Origin of the sequence: Sporosarcina ureae, assembly GCF_002101375.1 — a bacterium.
Taxonomy (GTDB): domain Bacteria; phylum Bacillota; class Bacilli; order Bacillales_A; family Planococcaceae; genus Sporosarcina; species Sporosarcina ureae_B.
In genome coordinates this window covers 2,934,338-2,955,576 of sequence record NZ_CP015207.1, presented here as the reverse complement: position 1 = coordinate 2,955,576, position 21,239 = coordinate 2,934,338, and the positions used below count along the sequence as shown (strand labels likewise).

The following is a 21,239-nucleotide window of genomic DNA, read 5'->3' as shown; positions in this document are numbered from 1 at the left end:
TTGGCTCGATTCCCCTTTTCTATTTTCTCTCTATAATTCGTAACTTTGCTGATCTGGCACGTTTATTATGCTCTATTTCTTCATCTGTAGGGATGATCGGCTTTCGTGTTATAAGACGGAAATCCGGATCCATGCCCTCAGGTATAATAGGTAAGTTTGGCGGCAACTCCGGCATGGAAGAAGCTTCCTTAAAAATAGTTTTACATAAGCGATCTTCCAGTGAATGGAAGGTAATTACGCTGATCCGACCATCTCCACGCAATAACGTGAGGGCATCAGTTAAAGATTGCTCAGCCGCTCCTAGCTCATCATTTACCGCAATTCGTATAGCTTGGAAAACACGTTTCGCAGGATGGCCTCCGGTTCTTCTGGCAGCTGCTGGAATGCCCATTTTAATAAGTTCAGCTAGTTCACCTGTTGTACGTATAGGCGCATCTGCGCGTGCTTCTTCAATTTTACGAACGATTTGCTTCGAGAACTTCTCTTCACCATAACGGAAGAATATCCTCACTAAATCTGAATACGACCATTCATTGACTACATCATAAGCCGTTAATGGCGCAGAAGTATCCATACGCATGTCCAACGGTGCATCATGATGGTAACTGAAGCCTCGCTCGGGTGTATCCAATTGTGGAGAAGAAACTCCAAGGTCATATAAAATCCCATCTACATGAGAGATTCCTATTTTCGCCAATTCATTTTTCAAGTCTTTAAAGTTTGCATGGACGAAGTGTACTTGTGCAGTATAGTTCGATAGTTTTTTTTGCGCTGCTTCAATAGCTGTCATATCTTGATCGAAGCAAATTAGTTGTCCTTCAGATGATAGAAGTTTGACAATTTCTTCACTGTGACCTGCACCACCAAGTGTGCAATCCACGTAAATGCCATTTTCTTTTACATTCAAGCCTTCGACGGCTTCATGCAGTAATACTGTTGTGTGGTTAAACATGGTTATTCCGCCTGCTTTCAAAATTCAAAATCAATTAGGTTTTCTGCAATGTCATTGAATGATTCTTCAGATTCCTCGTAATACGCTTCCCATAGTTCTGTAGACCAGATTTCAATCCGGCTGGATACACCGATAATCATACAGTCCTTTTCAATCTTCGCAAATTCCAGTAAGTTTGCGGGTATATTTACTCTCCCCTGCTTATCCAGACTTGCTTCGCTTGCTCCTGAGAAGAAAAAACGAGTGAATGCCCGAGCATCTCTTTTTGTAACCGGCAACGCTTTCAATTTTTCTTCAAGCTTTTGCCATTCATCCAGTGGATATCCAAACAAGCAATTATCCAGTCCACGGGTTAAAATAAAGCCTTCTGCTAATTGCTCCCGAAATTTCGAAGGAACGATCAGTCGACCTTTCATATCGATTGAATGCTGATACTCACCCATGAACATATAATTCACCCCACTGTATGAAATAATGTACCACATCCCCCCACTTTCCTCCACCCACTACACCATTTTTCTTCGCATAATTTTTAAAATGTGTCAATAGTACTTCTTTCTAATTTATATTCTCGTCCATATCCCGAAAAAACTACTTTTTTCGCAATTTTCTCTAGTCATTACCTTTAAGAAAATTTCAATACCAATTAGAGAATCTACTAGTGAGTATGAAGGCTGGAAGCTCTAGTTAGAGATGCTTTCTATCTCTAGAGAATGCGTGAGTTGATTACAAATCATTCACTGACGTTAGTATGGGAGATTGCATTGTATTTAAACTTATCTACACGCAATTTTAGATTCCGTACATCCACAAAAAGTGAAACGTAAGAGTAGCAACTCTTTTGAACATCCATTCTCCGCGAGCCCGCGGAATTGCGGCTCTTCTAAAGCGACAATCCCTACCACAACTATATAAGTTGAACAAATTATTTGTTACGTAGTAGTACTAAGTTGCTTGGAGTGCAAGGCGGCTCCTGGGGGATTAGCGTGCGCCTTGAGACCCCGGCCAGATGCCTTAATTTCTGCAAAGTACACAGAAATACGGCAAAGCGAACCCTTCGCTGTTCGCTTGGCTCAAGCCACGCCCCTCGGAAAACGTCCGCCTGGAACGGAAAGCAACGGTTGGTACCGTCCATTTCTTTAATTCATCTTATATAATTGGCTAATTAATCTTTTACATGAAAACAAAACCCGACATTCATAGAACGAATGTCGGGTTTAAGTGGTTTCTTATAAATAGACTAACTGATGTGATCCATTACACGTATAAGGTTGTTTCAGAAGCTCGTCAATCAATCCTTCACCGAACTGATTCATGTAAAAGTATGGCGAGTAGAGACGCTCTTGCAAGGAACCTTCCGGAAATAACTGTTCCGAAATAATGTGAAAACGCTCGTATTGCACATGGTTCTTTAGCAAAATCGACTGTTCTTTTTTCTTCTGTAAATAATCAAATTGACTAGTATGGAATTGTAAGTTTTTATTGAGCAATTGTATTAGTTCCGGATCTGTTGTTTTTAGATGTGACTGTAACTGTTCGTACTGCATCTGCAATTGATTCTTCGTTTCTGCCAACAAACGATCGAATTGCTCATCTCGCTGTTGCTCTCGCCATTTTTCCAATTGTTCCGGTAGTTCGTCATTCATTACTTGAGTCATTGAAATCCCCGTTAGCTTTAGAGCTTCTTGAACTTGTCTATTGACCAAAGTAATTGAAAGTCGTGGTACGATTACTGGCATATTGATTCCCATGATGTGAAATGCCTCTTTCAATAAAGACCAATAAGCAATTTCGCCAGGTCCACCGACAAATGCCAATACCGGGAATACGAGATCTTGCATAATAGGTCTCGTAGCGACGTTGTTACTGAGCAACCATGGCTTATTTTTCGCTACAGTATGCATTTCTTGTTCTGTAAAGGACACGCCCGCTTGTTCATTAACGAATTTGCCATCTTTTCTTCTTAGTAGTACTCTGCCTGTATCGTGAACATAAAACAGATTGGCATCTTGTTCTTCCGATTCAATTGGCTTTGCGTAGCCATATGTGTGAAGTTGTTGTTCTGCATAGTAAATGCTTTTCGCCATCGCTTCCGTATTTTCAATCATTTGTGAAAAGTAAGGCGACTCCAATTGACGCAACGGCTTATAAGCTGCGTCCATAAATAATAATCCATGCGCAGTAAATAGGTCATTCATCAATGAAGTAAAGAAACCTGTGAAATTCTGTTGTTGCTCTACAGTTTGTAGCACATCACGCAATAATTTTTGCGTATAGGACGTCTCTCCATAACTTTTAAATATCTTCTTAATATACACGGTCATTTCTTTTTGATCATAATACGTGTCTGAAGCCATCGCTTTTAAAATGGTCGGCTGTTTAAACTGCCGCTTAACCGCTTTTCCTGCCTTCGCAGTATATGTATGATTGATTTCGTTAATATCGTGATCTTCTCCAGCAATCCAAAACACAGGAACTACAGGTTTACCTAATTCCTTTCGTTGTTTTTGTGCCAATAAAATCACGGATATCGCTTTATGAACAGAATATAAAGGTCCTGTCAAAACTCCCGCTTGTTGCCCACCAATTACTACCAATGCGTCTTGAGAAAGCTCTTGAATATACTGAGCAGCCAAGTCTGATATTCCAAACGGCTTCATATAACTTTCTACCGCAGCAGCCAGTTGCTCTCTCTGAAAAGAACGTCGCTGTAGTTCCTCTGCTCTTTCTTCATACCCTGCAGGTGTCATTTCATAGTCGAAAAATCTATGGAAAAATTGTGGATCGTGACGATACGCTTCCATCAATTTATTCTTTTTCGGCAACTCCATTGTGTCCAAGTCCATCTCACAAACCCCTTTATGTACTATACTACAGCAAGTATATCACCTCATCCGATCAGGTTGAATAGATACGCTTATGAGTACCCATTAGTTCACGTAGCGGATGATCTGCACTGTAATTCCGGTAATGAACAGTATAAAGTAAGCTGCCGTTAAGAGTAGAAAATACGCTCGCCACGTTCTGCGTAACACCCAAGATGTCCGAAACTCTTTTTCCCTTGAACGTTCTATCACTGCAAATCCGATGGCAATCAAACACAAAATTCCGATTAACAAAATAGGAAGCCAAACATCCCAAATTGCACGAATCAAAATCAAAACGGTAAGTACCATAAACGGTGTAGTCCAATCTACCGCCCATCCGATCCTCTTTTTCTTAGGTAATCCTATTTTCTTTGCAACAATAATTAATACAACTAAAATGATAAATGGGAACAATAATAACGCTCCAAGTATATTCGTCAACATCCGCCACATTCACTCCTATTTATTCCAAGCAGTGCAGTCTCTAGCATTTGCAAAAAGGGAGCACTGCCACCTTTTTGATTAATTTCTTTCAACACTGCCGTTAAAATAGTTTCAATTTCCATATTCCGTCCATTTATTCTATCCACAAGCATAGAAGAGTGATTATCGGCTGTTTTACGGCATACCCCTTCTATATCATTATAGCTTAATAGATCGCCATATTCTTCAAAGTTGCTGAGTAACTCTTTACACAACTGGCGGAATAACAAATGGAAATAAGGATTTTCTAATAACAGTCCATTCCTTACTTCCAACAATGCGGTTAGTGGGTTGATCGCACAATTGATCAGTACTTTACGAAGTAATAACTGCTTTGCATTTTGTTGCGTAGTAATGGGAAAGTTCTGTGGATCTATTTCTCGCATCCATTGTATAATTGGAGCAATCTGGTCATTTTCCACCATGTTAATAGGTCCAATACCGTTATGTGAAACTGTTCGATCATCTATTCTTGTTGCACCATGCTCGATTGTCGCAAACGACACACGCCCAAGTGGATACTGCGTAATCAGCGATAGATGTCCAATTCCATTTTGAATGAACAATAAATCCGGTTGTATGGACATAGCACTGATTTCGGATAATACAATGTGCAACGCGTCATACTTCACAGCAATAATCCATAGCGCGTCTTTAGGCAACTCTTCAATATGTATTGTTGAATCTACTTCATATGTAAAATTTCCTGGTTCTCTTACCAGACCACTACGTAAGCGTTTTGCTTGTTCCTCTCGTCTTACCCAAAAGGTCACGTTTCCCTCGTGTTGAGCTAAATAGGAACCGATTAATAAACCAATGGATCCGGCTCCTACCACTACAAATCGCATAGTTTTCCTCCTTAAAAAAGAGACCCAGTGAAGGCGTCTCTGTTGGTACGTTTTATTATACAGGATAGACAGGATGTTTTCTCGAAGAATTCGTAATTTTTTTCGTTTTATAATATTCGAATCTTTCAGCAAGCACTGACCGTAGATGATGAGGGGCGACCACTTCATCAATGATAAGTTCCGAGGCCATTTTATAAATATCAATTTCTTCTTTATACTCTTGCTGCTTCTCTTTAATAAATGCAATTCTCTCTTTCGGATCCGCAATGGCTTCGATTTTATTCGAGTACACCGCATTAACAGCTGCTTCCGGACCCATTACAGCAATTTGCGCAGTCGGCAACGCAATACAGACATCCGGCTCGAATGCAGGACCTGCCATCGCGTACAGTCCTGCTCCGTATGCTTTACGTACGACAACTGAAATTTTCGGTACAGTAGCGGAGCTCATCGCCATAATTAGCTTGGCTCCATGACGGATAATTCCTTGTCGTTCCACTTTCGTTCCAATCATGAACCCTGGCACATCTGCAAGGAATAGCAACGGTATAGAGAAGGCATCACATAATGTAATGAACTTCGTTACTTTATCCGCTGAATCCACAAACAGCACACCACCCTTGACTTTGGGCTGATTCGCAATAATTCCTACAGGACGTCCATCAATACGCCCAAGTGTAGTGATGACTTCCGCCGCAAATAACTTCTTGATTTCGAATAAGCTATTATTATCCACTAATTGATCGATCGCCTCATACATATCAAATGGAGCGTTTTGATTTTCAGGAATGATTTCTGCCAACGAACGACCTTCTTTTACTCCACAGGATTCCACTATTCTAGTAGACTCCTCAAAGTTCGCAGGGAAGTAGGATAGATACCTACGTGCTTCTAAAATCGCTCGCTCTTCAGTATTTACTAGCATGTCCCCACATCCACTTACCGTACAATGCATGCGTGCGCCACCCATTTCTTCCAGCGTCACTTTCTCACCTATGACTTTTTCAGCCATCCTTGGTGAACCTAAATACATCGAGGCGTTACCTTCTACCATAATGACAATATCACAGAAGGCTGGAATATAAGCACCGCCTGCCGCAGAGGGCCCGAATAAAAGACAAACTTGTGGAATGACACCCGATAAGCGCACTTGGTTATGGAAAATACGTCCAGCTCCTCGACGATTCGGGAACATATCTAGCTGATCTGTAATACGTGCACCCGCAGAATCCACTAAATAAAGTAACGGTATACGAAGCTTTTCAGCCGTTTCTTGAATACGGATAATCTTCTCTACCGTTCTTGCACCCCACGACCCTGCTTTAACTGTAGAGTCGTTAGCCATCACACAAACTGTTTGACCGTCGATTTTTCCGGTGGCAGTAACCACTCCATCTGCAGGTAGATCTTTTGCTTCACAGTTCGCAAATTTTCCATCCTCTGCATACTTACCATCGTCAAATAAAAGACGCAATCGTTCTCTGACGAATAACTTACCTTGCCCTTCTAATTTTTCATGATATTTTTCTGCACCACCCTTCATAACGTGAGCAGTAATTTCTTGAAGTTTTTCATTATACGCTGTCTTAGTTGATTCATTTGTCAAGGAACTTCCCTCCTTTTATTACGATTGAATGGTAACTAACACTTCATCTTCATCAACAAAGTCACCTTCAGCACCGTGAATCTTACTTATCGTTCCATCCACTTCAGCCTCTAGCGGAATCTCCATCTTCATGGATTCCAAAATGACAACAACTTGTCCTTTCGTCACTATATCTCCTTCTTTTACATCTATCTGAAAAATCGTACCTGCCATAGTTGCTTTTACTTCTTGCATACCATCACTCCTCATATACTTAGTGCTAACACTTGCTGAAAATATTTTCTTTATAGATAGTGTATCTTATTCATGAAACCGTTTACAAGTAAATCTTAAACAGTCCCGACAGTGTATGCCTGTCGGGACTGAAAGTTTACTTGCTTTTCGTTAAAAATCTTTGTACCGCTTCATGATGGGCATCACTTTCCCAAAGGATGGAACAAACGCGAGCTTCTTCCTGCATGGCGTGTTCAAGCTCACTAGCTCTCCACTTCCTAGTGGCGATGGATTTATACGCACGGTGTACATTTCTATGTACTTTAAGCTGCGGAGCTAGAAATTGGTCAAGAGCCGCCTTCGCATCCCCCTCATACACTTCAGTCGCCCAGCCAAGCTCTAGTAGTTGTGCAGATGTATGAATGCTGGCGCCGCTTGTAAACTGCAGCAAACGGTCATGAGGGCCGTTTTTCTCGAATAACAATGTAGCTCCGCCCCAACCAGCCGTGATCGCCAACGTACCTTGAATGAATCCAGCTCTTGCATGCGATGCAACCAAACGGTAATCACAAGCCGTTGCCAGTTCACAGCCTCCACCCACAGCCGTTCCATTTACAAGCGCTATCGTAGGCATTGGTAAAGTAGCGATTCGATATAAAATACTAGCCCCCCTGCTCAACATCGGAAAAGCATCCTCTGCGGTTTGAAAGCCGTGAAAATCACTAAGATCTCCGCCTGAACAAAATGCCAAGTCACCTTCTCCCTTAATAACAGCAAAGGAAACTTCCGGGTCATCTTCGATTTTATCTAGAAAGAATTCAAGCCCCTCCATGACATCATAATTTACCGCATTTCGCATAGCAGGACGATTAATTGTAAAATACGCAATGGATTGATCAACCTTTATAGAATAAGACAAAAAAATTCCCCCTTTTCACTTAGCATACCATTTTTATGCAAAACAAAAAAGACTACCTTGAGCCATGGTCTCAAGGTAGTCTTTCATTCGTTGTGTTGAATCTAAATTATTCGCCTACAACGTCTTTTCCTTTGTAGTGTCCGCATGATTTGCAAACGTGGTGTGCCAATTTCATTTCGCCACAGTTGTTACAAGTAGTCATACCTGGCGCTTCGATTTTGAAATGAGTTCGACGCATATTTTTCTTCGTTTTAGAAGTTCTTCTCTTTGGTACTGCCATTGGGGGGCACCTCCTTATAAGGGTTTACTCTTTATCGGTTTCAAAAAAATTAGCCAATCCCGCTAAGCGAGGATCTACTTTTTCTCCTGCTTCTTGCCGTTGCGCTTCCAATTCTTCATCGGTTGTATAGGACCAACCTTTACCTTCCACCTGTTGCATCTCATCTGCATTTTCACAGAATACTTGCATCGGGATTTCAAGCAAAATTAGTTCTTCCAATACAGGAGTAAAATCAATTATTTCCTCATCAACCGGATGAATTTCATCATCCGTCTGAAGTGTCTCCTCGTCCCAGCTGAATTGCTCAACTGTTTCAATGGAGAATGGATAATCGACGTCTTCCCACGTACGTGCACAAGGCAAAATCATTGAACCTTCTAGCCGAAGCTGGCATGTTAACTTTTTCTCACCAATTGTACATGTTCCACTTACTCGAACAGGCTGAATCGCCCTAATTTCTTCATTCCGATTTTTCACAGAATCCAAATTCACTGCTTCGTCAAACAGTAGCGGGCCTTGCCTATGTTTCCGTAATTGATGAATGGACCATTTCATGTCTATCACCTCAAGACAACAATGTTGATTATAGTATTTTAAATAAGGGATGTCAAGATATTTTCTTGTCACCTTATCAAGTTTAACGGTATAATTCATTATACGCAAGTACAGAGGAGGATTTCATTGATAGCTACTGGTATTGTCGTCGAATATAATCCCTTTCATAACGGCCATTTGTTCCATCTCAATGAAGCTAAAAGACTAACGCGTGCAGATGTGATCATCGCTGTGATGAGTGGACATTTTCTTCAACGCGGTGAACCAGCGATTGTCGATAAATGGACACGAGCGCACATGGCCCTTGCTAGTGGTGCAGACCTAGTCATTGAGTTACCTTATGCTTTTTCTACAGCCCATGCTCCTCAATTCGCTAAAGGAGCCGTCCACATCCTCGATGCACTTCAATGCAAGAACATTTGCTTCGGTAGTGAAGAAGGTCACATCGAGCCATTTATAAATAGTTTAGACACAATGAATACACATCATGAACTTTATGAAAAAACCATAAAGAGTTCCATACAAGAAGGGATCAGTTATCCGAATGCCTTGCGAATTGCATATGAAGCAATTTCACGCGCCACTGAAAAACCACTCGCTGATTTATCAGAACCAAATAACATTCTAGGATTTCATTATATGCAAGCCATAAAAGAAATTCAATCGAACATGATTGCTGTCACGCTCGAGAGAAAAGGAACACATTATCATGATGAAGTATTACCTGTAGAGTCTATCGCCAGCGCAACAGGAATACGCAAAGAATTGTTTGCGACCGATGTCGCGCACGTTCAACCTTTCATGCCTTCATCTTCCTATGAGCTTCTTCATCAACAGCCTCATCAAAGCTGGGATCATCTCTACCCATTTCTTCGATACATGATTCTTCGTGAAGGGCCTGAACAATTGGCATCCATTGCAGATATCACGGAAGGTATTGAATTTTCTCTATGGCGCGCTGCAAAAGGACATGCTACATTTCAAGAATTTATGCAAGCCGTCAAATCTAAACGTTACACATGGACACGAATACAACGAATGCTAGTACATATTTTGACCGGTTATCGAAAATCAATCCGCGCACAAATCACCAGTCCATCTTATTTACGACTACTCGGTATGTCTGAAGACGGAAGAAGTTATTTGCGCACAGTGAAAAAAGAAGTGACTTTGCCAGTTATAAGCCGAGTAGGTTCTCACAAGGACCCATCACTTCTAATGGATATTAAAAGTACGGATATTTATATGTGTGGTATTCAACGAGAGCCAGGTCTCGATTTTAAAACACCGCCCATATTACTGTGACACTTTACTTTTCCTCTAGTTTTTCCAAATAACTTAATGCATCATCGATCGTTTTGACCGGTACAACTTTCATTTTTGTACCGATTTTATCCGCAGTTGCTTTCGCTTCTTCATAATTTGAGAGAAGCTGCGGATTCTTCTTTTTCACTTCCTCCGGTAATTCATCGTCGGGCGCGAAAAATATCTCCATATCTTGACGATCAGCTGCCATGATTTTAAAGTCTATTCCACCAATTCGTCCTACTGACCCGTCTTCAAGCATCTCGCCAGTTCCTGCGATATTATACCCCTTTGTTAAATCGACATCCACTAGTCGGTTCATCAATTCCAGTGTGAACATTAAACCCGCTGAAGGCCCACCGATTTCCTCTGTACGTATATCCACCTTTGGCTCTGTTTCCAATTTAATCTGCTCTTCAAACTCTATTCCTAAACCTACTCGTCCGTCCGTCTCCGGAAGTTCTTTTAATTCTACCGGAACATCCAACTTCTGTTTTCCACGTTCTACTTGCAAATGTACTTTTTGACCTTCATGCATATCACCAAATTCTTGCATAAATTCTTCTGCGGAAGCGAGCTTTAGTTGATCAATCGATTGAATGATGTCCCCTACTTCGAGTTTTCCTGCTGACGCTCCTGCGGGTAACACACCCGCTACAAAGACGCCCGTGAATTTTCTGGTAATCGGCAATCCTGCCTTCTCAAACGCTACCGATATGGCATGTATTTTCGAATCAGCCATCAATTTTTTCTGACGCACTCCATACTCTGCATCACTTTCCCCATGCCTTCTTACTTGTGTAGCCGGCAATAACTTCATTTTATCTGAAATCTTTGACCAAGCGTACGTTACAGGTGTTGCCTTGCCAATTGCAATTGTCATCAAACTAAATGTTCCTACGTCGTCAGTATCTCCGCCTATCACTTCTACGAGGGGTGCCAAATCATAGGCTCCGCCTGGTCGAGAAATATACATATCCAACGGGTAAAGTACTAAAACAGCTATCATTAGTAGAATGACCGCCGCTATTCCCCATTTACGCATTTTCATAAAAGCTCACCTCCATTAATAGCCTGTACGAATACTACATATATATTACGGTAGATTTTATTGTATTTCAAAAATTAGGAAGGAGTGCGACAGATGCTTTTTATTTATGATCCTGCCGTATCGAACAATGAGTAACGTACTCTTCATCTGGGCGCTAATTATTTTATTTATTTTGCAACCAGATGTCGCTCATGAAGGTGCCGTTTCGGGAGCCCAATTATTCACTCATGCGTTACTACCCTATTTGCTCCCCTATATTATTTTAACGCAGTGGTTATTGAAAATGCCTAGCAAGCGGGGCACCAGTCAATGGAGCCGTTACATAAAGGCTTATGTGCTTGGTTCATTTGGAGGCTTCCCGGTAGGGGCCGTGACCGTTAGTGAAATGAAAAAGAATGGAGAGATCTCTGCAGCTGAAAGTAGTTTGCTGGTCGCATCCTGTCATGCACCAGGACCTATGTTCATTATTGGCTTTGTTGGCAACGAATTATTCGGCAGCACGACAAGTGGTTGGAAGTTGTTGATTGCCATTCATTTAGCTAATATCGTATTTTTCGTATTGGCCATGTCACTTGTGGGAAGCCGATATCAGCAAACAGCTGTCCCGTCCATCCCCCAACAACAACATAAAACATCTCCTTTGTTGCGCTCTATTAAAGACAGTTCATCCGTTATATTGTTAGTCGCGACTACAGTCATTTTCTTCTCTTCTCTAGGCAATGTGCTTTCGCATTCCATATCTTCCGTAATTACTGTGGATATGGGAGTTACCAAAACTTTATTGCTTGCCGTGTTCGAGATGACTTCTGGTGTCCAGTCTGCTACCGAGCATTTTGCTGGAGATGCGATTTATCCGATGCTCATCGCGGCCATTCTTTCGATCAATGGTATGAGCATTCATATGCAGGTCATGACAATCGCTAAAAGCGCTGGTATACGTATACTGCCTTATGTGATTGCAAGGGGCTGGAACCTGTTACTTGTCCCTGTATTATTCATTTGGATTTATTGAGTGAGTAATCAAAAACTGATGGAGTGCCATGTAAAGTATTCGCTGATAAACGTAATACTATGCAAAAAAGGATGCCTCTAAAGGTCATCCTTTTATCATTTTTTAATTACGTATCCTTATTTTTCGAACTTTCTCGTTAGAGCTACATTGACATGGGGTGGTACGAGCGTGGAGACATCTCCACCGTAACGTGCCACTTCTTTGACGATACTTGAGCTGAGGAACGAATACTGACTCTTTGTCATCACAAAGAACGTTTCAATACTCTCATCCAGTACTCGGTTCATCGACGTAATTTGCATTTCATACTCGAAATCCGAAATTGCGCGTAAACCACGAACAATGACGGATGCGTTAACTTCTTGCGCATAATCAATCAACAGCCCTGAAGAAGTATCAATCTTGACATTGTCATACTTCGATATAGCTTCCTGAATAAGAGCAACACGCTCCTCCACTGTAAATAAGGGTTTTTTGGAAGAGTTATTCATTACGGCAACATGTACTTCTTGGAAAGTTTTTGCTGCTCTTTCTATAATATCTAAATGTCCATTCGTGACCGGGTCGAAACTTCCTGGTACGATTGCAATTTGTGTCATGCCGTCAGCCTCTTTTCTTGTAAATCGTAATAGCAGTACTTCCATAAATAGTGGAACTGATTTGACTATATGTATCATAATGATCGGGCAAATCTATATGTTTATCATGTTCACAAATGATGGTTGCATCATCCGCTACCAACCCTTGTGCTATTACGTCTTTAATTACATCATAGTATTCGACCGTTGCGTAGGGAGGATCCACAAATAGCAGATCAATAGAGACTTCTTTCTGCTTAAGAATCGTAGCTGCCTGTCGTGCATCTTTTTTTTCAATCCACAGACATTCTTCCATTCGGCACTTTTCTGCATTTATTTTGATAATAGCGCATGCTTTTGGATTCTTTTCAAAGACAATGGCCTGTTCCATCCCTCTTGATAGCGCCTCAATCGCAATAGAGCCACTGCCGCCAAATAACTCGACAACAGTGCCCCCATCGAAATAAGGACCGATTTTGTTGAAAATAGACTCTTTTACCTTGTCTGATGTCGGTCGCGTCGATGTGCCGGGTAAGGATTTCAAAGACATCCCTTTTCTCAAACCGGAAATGACTCTCATTCTTTTTCCATCTCCTTTATTAACTTTTCAATTTGTTCGATAGAAATGGTTTCATCCGACTTATCAATTAACACCAAGAAGATTCGTCGCAACCAATTTTCATCAAAATATAATGTTTTATTGATTAAGATATAGGGCTTTTCCGTGTAATCATATTTGCTATTATTCATAATGTAGAAAGGTTGTACTTTAGAAAAACGATAGCTGCGATTTGGACTGTCAATATAAATCGATTGCTCGTTTGAACGAATTGAATAACCCATTTTTGACAATAATTCTTCTGCTGGGTAAAAACTTTTACCATCCTGTACTATTATCTTCACTTCTGGAACTTCTTCTCCATCAAGCAATACAGGCCGTGGATCAAATAAAAGGAATGGATAGTTATATCGCTGCTCTTTCATCGTCTGATGAAAATAGTGAGTGTTAAATGCTAGTATCTTGGATAACGCTCTATCCAAATCGGATGAAGAAATTTTTTTGTCTATTTTCTCTTGGATGTTTTGACGAAATTGTCGAAATTGCTCTGCTGAGATGGATTCTTTCAAACGAATAAATACTTTTTGTTCCGCTTTTGTTCCTACTGGATCATCTGCAAGTATAGATGCAATCATACTGCTCATCGATGGCTCGTCCGCTTGTAAAGTGAAACGTGACTGGACACTCATTCTGGCTACTTGATTTATGACTTGCGACATATTATCTGTTTTATCTATAATAAAGCGTTCCGCATTCAGCGACTGATTACTGGAAGCTAACACTACACTGACATGATTCCCACCGATAGCTTCTAACATATTAACCAGTCGGTCATTATACTTTTTATCGATGCCTTCACCAAAGATTGTCAACTTATTTGAAGTGTATGCTAGTGGCACATCCTGTTTCTGCCAATATAGCTCATTAACAAATCCTACGCCACGATACAAACGATAGGTAATACGCTCTTTATTTGCCTTTCCTACACGTTCCAATCCCGACACCCACATGCCGCCAATACCTTGCTCATCAGTCACGTGAAGAACCGTCGTCAGGGGTTTTGCATCCTGAAGAAACACAAATGGCTCCTTAAATAATTTACGCTCCGTCAGCGGTGTTTTTTTCGGTAGTTTATAACGAATGGATTGTTGATCACGTCCGCCTTCTTCAAATGCTACACTGGAATCATTCAGTCGAGCGCATGCAGAAGAGTCCTCTGCTTCGCATCCGCGCTCCACACTTCCTTCCGGCCAGATAATCTCATGTCTACCTTCCGACAAGTTATAAAAGTGGTGACGAATGTACAATCCATCCGCTCGATTGACAACCTCAATTTCCTGACGATACGTACCTGAATTCGCGCCTTCTCCATTTGCATTGACCGATTGGCTGTAATGCAAATAAACGAGCCCACCGTTTACTGCCGCCAAAAGAAATAAAATCCTTATAATAACTTTCAACGTACAACACCTCATCACATGGTATGATGGACACGAACCATTACTAATCGCCTGAAAGGAAGCGCTTGATTATGATCCAACAACGTTTTATCGAACTAGGGGAAGGCTATAGCGACATCTACGAATTACTCGAAATAATGTCTACAAACTCCCACAGAATTCATAAGTCCTATATTTTTTCATCGAAACATCATTCTAATGAACAATTATCATTAGCCGTTTCCTTTACTCCTGCAAATGAAAACACTCATTTCATGCCGATCTATATTTGCAGAGAAGGAATACGTTATTCTGCAGACAAACCATCGAAACGTTATGACCTGTTTGTTGAGCATGCAGAGTCGCTAAATAAAAAGCCCGTCAGAATTGAAATAAAACATTCAACTGAATTTGCTGAAAATGAGTTATTTTACCAATACATTACAGGCGTCTTACGCTTAAACCACTTGTTGCCGCCGCTAAATTAATAAGCGGCAGCAAGTCACAATCCTGTTTTATAATCATATTCTTTTGCTTTATCGGGCTTTGCATTTTCATATATCGTGCTAACAAAGGGACGTTGTGAAGGCAATACTTTCCGTACAGCCGACAAACGCTCCAACTTAGTGATTGTCGTTTCCACGTCTTCCATATCACAGTAAAGCACAACGTATTTCATTCGTTTGGAAATATAATGAACATGCCCAAATTTGCGCAATGATTTTGCTTGTTTTAAATGATGGAGATAGACAATTATGCCTTGTCGATCAATCATGATTCTCCCCCTCTTTCTTACTTCATACAATACCATAGGTGAGAAAAGTCCTGCAACCTTGCATATGAAATGTTTGCGTAGATATATGGGAGACCAGACCAGTCCCCAATCTTTGTTTGCACACCTTCTCTGGAATAGGTTACACTTAAGAAGACATTTATCTGATTCCAATCTGTCTTTACTTTTACAAGGCGACTAGATACAAGTATTTTCTGTTCAGTTGAAGTATAAACATCAGCTCAACAAAAAAGTGATAACTGACTATATTATTGAGGAGGTTTTAGATTGGGAAGGAAAACAAACGTTGCATTAACTGTGGGAGCTGCAAGTGTAGCTGCATGGGCGGCTTCAAAAGTAATAGCAAAACCAGAACCCCGAGCCGAAAAGAAAGCGCTCCATTTCTCGGAAGTAGCTATTTTAACTGACGCGCAACTGTGCCAAAATACAGAAGTTGACCCACTTACCGCTTATACCAAGATGGCTGATTTAGGTGTTCACGGATTCGCGGTCGATATACAACTCACGAAAGATGAAGATATTTTATTAGTGCCTAACCAGGAACTTTTGCCTTCCAATGAAATAGCCGATTATACAGTAGATGAAATCTTGACAAAATATAATAACGCCCATGATCTTGATACTTTGCATGGAGATGTATCAGTTGTATCATTACGTGAACTGTTGGAAAAGTTCCCCCAATTATTACTTGTCATCTCTATGAATGATTGCCCTACAACGTATGAAGGAAGTTTAATCCCTTCCAAATTGTGGCGACTACTAAAAGAGGTAGATGCTACTGAACGTGTTGTAGTAACAAGTCTATACGATGAACAAATTGATCGATTTAATCTATATGCTCAGAATTCTGTTGCCTTAGGTGCAGGAAGTGAAGAAATAAAAAAAGCTTATGTCGCTTTTACGAGCAAATTCGGTCATCTGTACCGACCAAATGCAGATCTATTCTGCCTGCCCGAAAAACTTGGTGTGTTCCCACTCGCTTCAGAAGGTTTCGTCCGCTTTTTACAAGATCTCAATATAACTGTATTTTATGCGTTGAATGAGACAGATGAACTTCCAAAACTAGCTAAATTGGACGTCGATGGTTTTATAACATGTTACCCAAAACAATTATTGACGTTCTTCAATGAGCACTAAAGTGACTATAAGGCTTACCGTGGACATGCTTGCGCTCAAAACGCCACTTTAATGTTTACCTTCTCCTCGGACACTAATTATATCTATAAAGTAACCCCCTGCAGTTTTTGCAGGGGGTTACTCATTTTTATGAAATAAATTTACGCTGAACAAGAACAGCTGCCACCTGAACCACAACCGCTACCGCAAGAGCTGTTAGAGAATGTCCCATCACCTGCTGGTACTTTCACAGCTTCTGAAACGGACTGGCCAATCAAGATACCAATTTCGTCCAACAGATCCTGTACGTCATTTTCAGCCAGACGCAATGCAGCCACTTCATCTTGTAAATCCAGTTCGCGCTTTTGAACCCGAATTTCCTTCATAATTACTTTGTAATCTGGATGATAGCGCCCAAAACGCTGTACATCCTCATATTGTTCTTTCATTTTAGTGAAATCCATGATCTTTTTTCGCAGATCAGCGTTTGAATATACACGGTTATGTGCGTCTTGATAGGTTTTCACCACTTCAGAACACAGCAGCATCTCGGAAAGTTCTTCCGCCATATCGATGACTCGCATCCACTCATCTGTCATCATTACCAATTGCCGCACCTCCTATCACCACTATCATAACAAAAAACTGCTTCCTCGACTATCCATTAAGACTTTTACTTTTTGGTATTTCTCCTACTAAACGTTTTTTTCACTTCTTCCATATCGCAAAAGTGTATCGTCTGATGCTCTATTTGCTGTATTTGTTCATGTCCTTTCCCTGCAATGAGCACAATCTCACCTGGCTGCGCTTGTGTGACAGCGTATTGGATTGCCTGGTGCCGATCGATGAAGATTTCGATAGGGGTTGTAAAACCCACCATGCCCCCCAAAATGTCCACAATAATTTGTGACGGATCTTCTGTTCTTGGATTATCAGAAGTCAAAATCACATGTGAACTGTAGTGAGCAGCAACTGCACCCATTTGTGGACGCTTGTCACGGTCTCTTTCTCCTCCACATCCAAATACAGTTATCAGCCGTTTGGAGGACTCAGACAAGGCTTCCAATACCGCTTGTAAGGCGTCTGGTGTGTGCGCATAATCTACATACACTTCAATACCCGCTTCTTCATATTTCTCCAGTCGCCCAGTTGGAAGGCGCAAAGCATGCAAATGAGGCTTTATGACGCGTAATGAATATCCAAGCGCCATGAGTGCTCCTATAGCCGCCCTTGCATTCATTTCATTGTGATGACCTAAATTAGCAAGTAGCACTTTTTGTTGTGGCTTGCCGTTAATATGTCGACTGCTGAAATAAATGGGCGGTTTGGATAATTCCTCCCCTATAGCACGACATGTCTCGTCATCTTCATTAATTACAAGCTGATCAGCTAATGGAATAAGTAATTTTTTGGCATCGATGTATGGCTGTCTACCTCCATGTTCTACATAGTGATCCATTCCAATATTCAAAAAAACACCAACAGTTAACGGGCAGTGTGCTAAACGATTCTTGAACAGCCCAATTGAAGATGCCTCAAGAACAATATGGGTGACTTGTTGCTTAATACATCTACGTAAAATAGGATGTAATTGCTCAGCTGGCATCGTCGTCATAGAATTTCGAATCGGCTCTGTTAGCTTACCGTCAATATAAAGACCTGTCGTTCCAATAACAGCTGTTTTATGTCCGAGTTCTTTTAATAATTGCCCGATAAAATGACTGACTGTAGTTTTACCGTTCGTCCCCGTAATGCCAATGATGCGTAATTCTTCAGCTGGGTTATCTGAAAACTTCGCACTTCCATATGAAATAAAAAGCGAACTATCGGGAATCAGAACGATCGTAATGTTTGCTGGTATGCGTGTTAGATCTATGTTTTCTCGATCGATTACCAACGTGTTTGCTCCATTTGAAATCGCTTCTTCAATAAATGTCATTCCATCTGTCATAACTCCTTTCTTTGCTACAAATACATAATTTTTCTTGACCCTCTTTGAAGATTCCGTGATCCCATCGATTGCCCGTCGAATTGAGCCCTGTAAAATAGTGCATGGCCAATCCTTTAGTAATTCAGATAAAAGCAAGGTCTCCCGCCCCTTCCCGAACCTTTTATTCTCCAGAGAATATAATGAAACGAAGCATAAAGTATTCTATGAAAGGCATAAGAAGAATGTCACGAAGAAAGTTGGGATTCTATGATTATCCAGAAGTTCGGCGGAATTGCCATGCAGAATCAACAACAACGTACCAAGTGTATTCAGCATATTCGACAAGCATTGTCGAAATATCGTGCCGTCATCGTTGTAGTTTCTGCAATGGGTAGAAAAGGCGACGCCTATTCCACAGACGATTTGCTTACCCTGACGGACTCCTTCTCGAAATCTGGCGAAGCCAGAGACTTGGCCGCAGCATGTGGCGAATTAATCGCTGCAGCTGTATTATCTGCGGAATTATCCACGGAAGGTATAGACAATACGATTGTCTATGGACAAAATACAGGCATTCGCACATCGGGAGATTTCTGTAATGCAACGATTGATAAAATTAACAGTACACATATTGTCAATACATTTCAAACTCACTCATGTATCATCGTGCCTGGTTTTCAAGGAATGAATATACAAGGGAAGTTTATGACTCTCGGTAGAGGTGGCAGTGATTTGACGGCGATCGCACTAGCCTCTGCATTACAAGCTCAGCATGTAGAGTTTTTCAAAGATGTACCAGGTGTTATGTCAGCTGATCCTCATACTACTTCTGACTATAAACGATTTGATCGACTCACATTCGATGAATTCCTCCCGTTACTAAAATGTAATCGGCCCGTTATTCAAGAAAAAGCTGCAGTGTATGCAAAACAAAAAGCGATGCCTCTACATATACGAGGCATCGCATCAAATGAGGAAGGTACATGGATTCTTCCTTAGTCGTCATGTATGGAGTTTTCTGATTCAGGCTTTGCTATAAATGATTGGGTATAGTATTTATTATAAACGCCAATGCCGGTATGCGTGAAATTCGGATCTAGTAAGACATCCCGGTGTTTTGGAGAGTTTAGCCAACCATGTACAGTTTCAATAGCATCAATATAATTAAACGCTATGTTTTCGCCTGCTTTGTTTGGAGTAAGTCCAACATCTCTTAAACGCTCAGCAAACATTTCCACTGGTCCTTCATCATGAGAACTATATTTACGGAATATCATTTCCTGGCTATGCTTTCTCGAAAGTGTGGCCAGTTTATCGTTATATGATAAAAGTGGCAGTTGATGCTCTTCACGTAATTGGTTGGTCAATTCAAACGTCTGTCGCTCCATTGCGCGGTCCACTTCAGTCTGAACAGTTGATGAAGGCTTCGGTGCTTCCATCATTTCTCCAAGATAGGTCATGTCATAAGGCTGATGTTTCACCAAAGTAGTCGGACTGATGAACCGTACACCTTCAATCCCGCCATCTTCTTGATCGATATATAATTGTACAAATAAATTCTCATATGGTATAAGAAGACGATTTTTAATATCTTCACTATTTAATGAAAATGTATAAATGTTTTCATTAATCTTCACGTCAATCTCGGATTCAATCGGCGTAAAGCGATGAATCTCCTGTATATTCTGTCCGATTTTAAAGGGGGCTATATCTGCCATATGATCAGCCGTATATATTTGGTTCACTTTCCCATTCAAAACCCCTGCCATGAAACGCGGTTCTTGTGTATATACCCACCATTCGTACTGAAAACTCGATGGTTCAATTCTAGAGGGTTTACCAAATTGTTCTTCTAGCTTGTTGATTTTCTGCCCAACAAGTACTGACATACCTTCATCAGGTCTCGGCATACCTTCTCCTCCGATCGATGGACCTTTTTCAGGGACAGCAATCGGCGAGCCATGTTGTACTGGTGACTCTAGGGGCAGATTTTCACTTGTTTTATCAGTCATGAAATAAAAGACTCCCATTACAATCAAAAGCAAAACAAGAATCTTCCATCCTACTCTCCACATGTTATCTTCCTTTCCACTCTTTATATGTTACTCCTATAATAGTATTACGTATTGCAAGAAATCATTTTGCATTGAATACTTATTCAAGATGAACAACTATTCTAAAATGGTAACTTTCTTATATTGTACAGAAGACACACACTATAGTCACCTATATGAGTCAGGAAAGAAAGCGTTGACACAATGTTGTCATTGCAACTAAAAACGATTTGTTTTATGATATAATAGTATACGTATTCGTCAGGATGAACATAGAGGGGGATATACAGATGTATGTTGAAAATATTGGCCTTAAAGGCCTTGTAGCAGATTTACGAGTAATGGAAGAAATTATGAATAAAAATAATCTTGAAATTGATGGGCAATGGGATTATGAGCGTGTAACATTCGATAAGAAGTATATTGTTAAAGAAGGTACATACTACTTGCGCGTTTTTGGTGAACTTGTTGAAGGCGACATCGATGGCAGAAAAGCAACAGTTCGTCTAAAGCAACCCGTTCTAGGAAAGCACTACTACCCACACGGCGTGGAGTACGGCGAAGAAGAAAACTTCCCTGCTAGCTTAGTTAAGGACTGCGAACTAACGTTAAAGAAAGTATATGACGAGTTAAAGCAATATAGTTTGTAATGATAGGAAAAAGCCGGAGAGCTAAATGT

General features: G+C 40.8%; 24 protein-coding genes. 6 read left to right on the top strand and 18 right to left on the bottom strand.

All coding sequences use genetic code 11. The annotated features are described in order from the left end of the window. Positions 1-19: 19 nt before the first annotated feature. From rsmH to SporoP8_RS14385, 10 genes are all read right to left on the bottom strand, one after another. Positions 20-952, bottom strand: coding sequence for a 16S rRNA (cytosine(1402)-N(4))-methyltransferase RsmH (rsmH, locus tag SporoP8_RS14430; protein WP_085133158.1), 933 nt, complete (start codon positions 950-952; stop codon positions 20-22). Positions 953-969: 17 nt separating this feature from the next. Then, positions 970-1,401: a division/cell wall cluster transcriptional repressor MraZ gene (mraZ, locus tag SporoP8_RS14425; RefSeq protein WP_085133664.1), complete on the bottom strand. Its 432-nt coding sequence runs from the start codon at positions 1,399-1,401 to the stop codon at positions 970-972. Between the two features lie 780 nt (positions 1,402-2,181). Further along, positions 2,182-3,798: a bacillithiol biosynthesis cysteine-adding enzyme BshC gene (bshC, locus tag SporoP8_RS14420; protein WP_085133157.1), complete on the bottom strand. Its 1,617-nt coding sequence runs from the start codon at positions 3,796-3,798 to the stop codon at positions 2,182-2,184. A gap of 84 nt (positions 3,799-3,882) precedes the next feature. Beyond that, positions 3,883-4,263 carry a DUF3397 family protein gene (locus SporoP8_RS14415; RefSeq protein WP_158232256.1) on the bottom strand — a complete coding sequence of 127 codons (381 nt, stop codon included), beginning with the start codon at positions 4,261-4,263 and terminating at the stop codon, positions 3,883-3,885. After that, positions 4,257-5,150, bottom strand: a complete 894-nt coding sequence (locus tag SporoP8_RS14410; protein ID WP_198166027.1) for a ketopantoate reductase family protein — start codon at positions 5,148-5,150, stop codon at positions 4,257-4,259. The genes SporoP8_RS14415 and SporoP8_RS14410 overlap by 7 nt, the downstream gene beginning before the upstream one ends. Before the next feature lie 55 nt (positions 5,151-5,205). Beyond that, positions 5,206-6,693 (bottom strand): acyl-CoA carboxylase subunit beta, encoded by a 1,488-nt coding sequence (locus tag SporoP8_RS14405; protein WP_085133662.1) that lies wholly within the window; start codon positions 6,691-6,693, stop codon positions 5,206-5,208. A gap of 81 nt (positions 6,694-6,774) precedes the next feature. Further along, on the bottom strand, positions 6,775-6,990 hold the full coding sequence (locus SporoP8_RS14400) for an acyl-CoA carboxylase biotin carboxyl carrier protein subunit (RefSeq protein WP_085133154.1): 216 nt from the start codon (positions 6,988-6,990) through the stop codon (positions 6,775-6,777). Between the two features lie 136 nt (positions 6,991-7,126). Then, positions 7,127-7,888, bottom strand: a complete 762-nt coding sequence (locus SporoP8_RS14395; protein WP_085133153.1) for an enoyl-CoA hydratase/isomerase family protein — start codon at positions 7,886-7,888, stop codon at positions 7,127-7,129. Positions 7,889-7,994: 106 nt separating this feature from the next. After that, positions 7,995-8,168 (bottom strand): 50S ribosomal protein L32, encoded by a 174-nt coding sequence (gene rpmF / locus SporoP8_RS14390; protein ID WP_085133152.1) that lies wholly within the window; start codon positions 8,166-8,168, stop codon positions 7,995-7,997. A gap of 24 nt (positions 8,169-8,192) precedes the next feature. Beyond that, a complete protein-coding gene (locus tag SporoP8_RS14385) occupies positions 8,193-8,723 on the bottom strand; it encodes a YceD family protein (protein ID WP_085133151.1) in 531 nt (176 codons plus the stop codon). Positions 8,724-8,849: 126 nt separating this feature from the next. Here SporoP8_RS14385 and SporoP8_RS14380 point away from each other — a divergent pair, with 126 nt between their 5' ends. Next, entirely contained in the window at positions 8,850-10,028 is a 1,179-nt protein-coding gene (locus tag SporoP8_RS14380; RefSeq protein ID WP_085133150.1) for a nucleotidyltransferase, read from the top strand. 4 nt (positions 10,029-10,032) lie between these two features. On the opposite strand, the gene SporoP8_RS14375 is transcribed toward SporoP8_RS14380, so the two are convergent. Beyond that, positions 10,033-11,079 carry a SepM family pheromone-processing serine protease gene (locus tag SporoP8_RS14375; RefSeq protein ID WP_085133149.1) on the bottom strand — a complete coding sequence of 349 codons (1,047 nt, stop codon included), beginning with the start codon at positions 11,077-11,079 and terminating at the stop codon, positions 10,033-10,035. A gap of 127 nt (positions 11,080-11,206) precedes the next feature. Here SporoP8_RS14375 and SporoP8_RS14370 point away from each other — a divergent pair, with 127 nt between their 5' ends. Beyond that, positions 11,207-12,091, top strand: coding sequence for a hypothetical protein (locus tag SporoP8_RS14370; protein WP_143560922.1), 885 nt, complete (start codon positions 11,207-11,209; stop codon positions 12,089-12,091). Positions 12,092-12,207: 116 nt separating this feature from the next. Here SporoP8_RS14370 and coaD read toward each other — a convergent pair whose 3' ends face one another. The 3 genes from coaD to SporoP8_RS14355 are packed head-to-tail and all read right to left on the bottom strand — an operon-like array spanning position 12,208 to position 14,688. Then, positions 12,208-12,690 (bottom strand): pantetheine-phosphate adenylyltransferase, encoded by a 483-nt coding sequence (coaD, locus tag SporoP8_RS14365; protein WP_085133147.1) that lies wholly within the window; start codon positions 12,688-12,690, stop codon positions 12,208-12,210. Between the two features lie 4 nt (positions 12,691-12,694). Continuing rightward, on the bottom strand, positions 12,695-13,249 hold the full coding sequence (gene rsmD / locus SporoP8_RS14360; RefSeq protein WP_085133146.1) for a 16S rRNA (guanine(966)-N(2))-methyltransferase RsmD: 555 nt from the start codon (positions 13,247-13,249) through the stop codon (positions 12,695-12,697). Then, positions 13,246-14,688: a hypothetical protein gene (locus SporoP8_RS14355; protein WP_085133145.1), complete on the bottom strand. Its 1,443-nt coding sequence runs from the start codon at positions 14,686-14,688 to the stop codon at positions 13,246-13,248. Before SporoP8_RS14355 ends, rsmD begins: the two co-directional genes overlap by 4 nt. A 71-nt stretch (positions 14,689-14,759) precedes the next feature. Here SporoP8_RS14355 and SporoP8_RS14350 point away from each other — a divergent pair, with 71 nt between their 5' ends. Beyond that, the gene (locus SporoP8_RS14350; RefSeq protein ID WP_085133144.1) at positions 14,760-15,155 is read left to right on the top strand and encodes a DUF7147 family protein; all 396 of its coding nucleotides are present in this window, start codon (positions 14,760-14,762) and stop codon (positions 15,153-15,155) included. A gap of 14 nt (positions 15,156-15,169) precedes the next feature. Here the strand turns inward: SporoP8_RS14350 and SporoP8_RS14345 are convergent, their stop codons facing one another. Continuing rightward, a complete protein-coding gene (locus tag SporoP8_RS14345; protein WP_029052395.1) occupies positions 15,170-15,442 on the bottom strand; it encodes a YlbG family protein in 273 nt (90 codons plus the stop codon). 285 nt (positions 15,443-15,727) lie between these two features. Here SporoP8_RS14345 and SporoP8_RS14340 point away from each other — a divergent pair, with 285 nt between their 5' ends. Next, entirely contained in the window at positions 15,728-16,597 is an 870-nt protein-coding gene (locus SporoP8_RS14340; RefSeq protein WP_085133143.1) for a glycerophosphodiester phosphodiesterase, read from the top strand. A 140-nt stretch (positions 16,598-16,737) separates the two neighbouring features. On the opposite strand, the gene SporoP8_RS14335 is transcribed toward SporoP8_RS14340, so the two are convergent. Both SporoP8_RS14335 and SporoP8_RS14330 read right to left on the bottom strand, forming a co-directional pair. Continuing rightward, complete coding sequence (locus SporoP8_RS14335) at positions 16,738-17,178, bottom strand: YlbF/YmcA family competence regulator (RefSeq protein ID WP_085133660.1); 441 nt, start codon at positions 17,176-17,178, stop codon at positions 16,738-16,740. Positions 17,179-17,249: 71 nt separating this feature from the next. Further along, the gene (locus tag SporoP8_RS14330; protein WP_158232254.1) at positions 17,250-18,662 is read right to left on the bottom strand and encodes a UDP-N-acetylmuramoyl-L-alanyl-D-glutamate--2,6-diaminopimelate ligase; all 1,413 of its coding nucleotides are present in this window, start codon (positions 18,660-18,662) and stop codon (positions 17,250-17,252) included. Between the two features lie 111 nt (positions 18,663-18,773). Here SporoP8_RS14330 and SporoP8_RS14325 point away from each other — a divergent pair, with 111 nt between their 5' ends. Then, positions 18,774-19,505 (top strand): amino acid kinase family protein, encoded by a 732-nt coding sequence (locus tag SporoP8_RS14325; protein ID WP_085133141.1) that lies wholly within the window; start codon positions 18,774-18,776, stop codon positions 19,503-19,505. Here the strand turns inward: SporoP8_RS14325 and SporoP8_RS14320 are convergent. Continuing rightward, positions 19,502-20,518 (bottom strand): CAP domain-containing protein, encoded by a 1,017-nt coding sequence (locus tag SporoP8_RS14320; protein ID WP_158232373.1) that lies wholly within the window; start codon positions 20,516-20,518, stop codon positions 19,502-19,504. The genes SporoP8_RS14325 and SporoP8_RS14320 overlap by 4 nt on opposite strands. 332 nt (positions 20,519-20,850) lie before the next feature. Here SporoP8_RS14320 and SporoP8_RS14315 point away from each other — a divergent pair, with 332 nt between their 5' ends. Continuing rightward, the gene (locus SporoP8_RS14315) at positions 20,851-21,210 is read left to right on the top strand and encodes a YugN family protein (RefSeq protein WP_029052401.1); all 360 of its coding nucleotides are present in this window, start codon (positions 20,851-20,853) and stop codon (positions 21,208-21,210) included. Positions 21,211-21,239 lie beyond the last annotated feature (29 nt).

Excerpts from the sequence above, each read along its gene's own strand:
- SporoP8_RS14320 (WP_158232373.1), bottom strand. The coding sequence starts at position 20,518 with ATGACTGATAAAACAAGTGAAAATCTGCCCCTAGAGTCACCAGTACAA.
- SporoP8_RS14415 (WP_158232256.1), bottom strand. The coding sequence starts at position 4,263 with ATGTTGACGAATATACTTGGAGCGTTATTATTGTTCCCATTTATCATT.
- SporoP8_RS14405 (WP_085133662.1), bottom strand. The coding sequence starts at position 6,693 with ATGAAGGGTGGTGCAGAAAAATATCATGAAAAATTAGAAGGGCAAGGT.
- rsmD (WP_085133146.1), bottom strand. The coding sequence starts at position 13,249 with ATGAGAGTCATTTCCGGTTTGAGAAAAGGGATGTCTTTGAAATCCTTA.
- rpmF (WP_085133152.1), bottom strand. The coding sequence starts at position 8,168 with ATGGCAGTACCAAAGAGAAGAACTTCTAAAACGAAGAAAAATATGCGT.
- bshC (WP_085133157.1), bottom strand. The coding sequence starts at position 3,798 with ATGGACTTGGACACAATGGAGTTGCCGAAAAAGAATAAATTGATGGAA.
- SporoP8_RS14345 (WP_029052395.1), bottom strand. The coding sequence starts at position 15,442 with ATGATTGATCGACAAGGCATAATTGTCTATCTCCATCATTTAAAACAA.
- SporoP8_RS14350 (WP_085133144.1), top strand. The coding sequence starts at position 14,760 with ATGATCCAACAACGTTTTATCGAACTAGGGGAAGGCTATAGCGACATC.
- coaD (WP_085133147.1), bottom strand. The coding sequence starts at position 12,690 with ATGACACAAATTGCAATCGTACCAGGAAGTTTCGACCCGGTCACGAAT.
- SporoP8_RS14370 (WP_143560922.1), top strand. The coding sequence starts at position 11,207 with ATGAGTAACGTACTCTTCATCTGGGCGCTAATTATTTTATTTATTTTG.
- SporoP8_RS14400 (WP_085133154.1), bottom strand. The coding sequence starts at position 6,990 with ATGCAAGAAGTAAAAGCAACTATGGCAGGTACGATTTTTCAGATAGAT.
- SporoP8_RS14315 (WP_029052401.1), top strand. The coding sequence starts at position 20,851 with ATGTATGTTGAAAATATTGGCCTTAAAGGCCTTGTAGCAGATTTACGA.
- SporoP8_RS14375 (WP_085133149.1), bottom strand. The coding sequence starts at position 11,079 with ATGAAAATGCGTAAATGGGGAATAGCGGCGGTCATTCTACTAATGATA.
- mraZ (WP_085133664.1), bottom strand. The coding sequence starts at position 1,401 with ATGTTCATGGGTGAGTATCAGCATTCAATCGATATGAAAGGTCGACTG.
- SporoP8_RS14325 (WP_085133141.1), top strand. The coding sequence starts at position 18,774 with ATGATTATCCAGAAGTTCGGCGGAATTGCCATGCAGAATCAACAACAA.
- SporoP8_RS14385 (WP_085133151.1), bottom strand. The coding sequence starts at position 8,723 with ATGAAATGGTCCATTCATCAATTACGGAAACATAGGCAAGGCCCGCTA.
- SporoP8_RS14335 (WP_085133660.1), bottom strand. The coding sequence starts at position 17,178 with ATGATGACAGATGAGTGGATGCGAGTCATCGATATGGCGGAAGAACTT.
- rsmH (WP_085133158.1), bottom strand. The coding sequence starts at position 952 with ATGTTTAACCACACAACAGTATTACTGCATGAAGCCGTCGAAGGCTTG.
- SporoP8_RS14410 (WP_198166027.1), bottom strand. The coding sequence starts at position 5,150 with ATGCGATTTGTAGTGGTAGGAGCCGGATCCATTGGTTTATTAATCGGT.